1 pseudogene is annotated in these 349 nt (G+C 61.6%); it reads right to left on the bottom strand.

Annotated features, from left to right (window positions below):
• Positions 1–349: pseudogene (locus tag lacNas_RS03435) on the bottom strand (CAP domain-containing protein); the annotation flags it as partial.

Here is a 349-nt window from a genome sequence, read left to right as displayed (position 1 = left end):
CGGCTGGCGGTCCGCGAGCTGTCGCCAACGTTCAGCACCTGGTTGACCGAGTAGCGGTAGCCATTGCTGCCATAAGCGGCGCCGATCGAGATCTTGCTCAAGCGGGTGGACAGAAGCCAGGCCCGGTGGCCGGTGTCTGAGCCAGACAGGTTGTAGCGGTCGGTCAGCAGGTCGGTGATGACGTCACCGGCACTCTGCTGGCTGGCGTTGAAGTTGAGGTTGGCCGAGTTGGACACGTCCTGGGCCAACAGCCAGTTCTTCTTGGAAATGAAACTCGGCCGCTTTTCATTCGGCAGCCCGTGCTGGTTGACGAACGGATTGGCATTGATAGCCGCCATTACGGCGGCCG

It is taken from the genome of Lactobacillus nasalidis, assembly GCF_016587775.1.
Taxonomy (GTDB): Bacteria; Bacillota; Bacilli; order Lactobacillales; family Lactobacillaceae; genus Lactobacillus; species Lactobacillus nasalidis.
The sequence above is the reverse complement of the archived record's forward strand: the minus strand, read 5'-3'. Positions and strand labels throughout refer to the sequence as shown.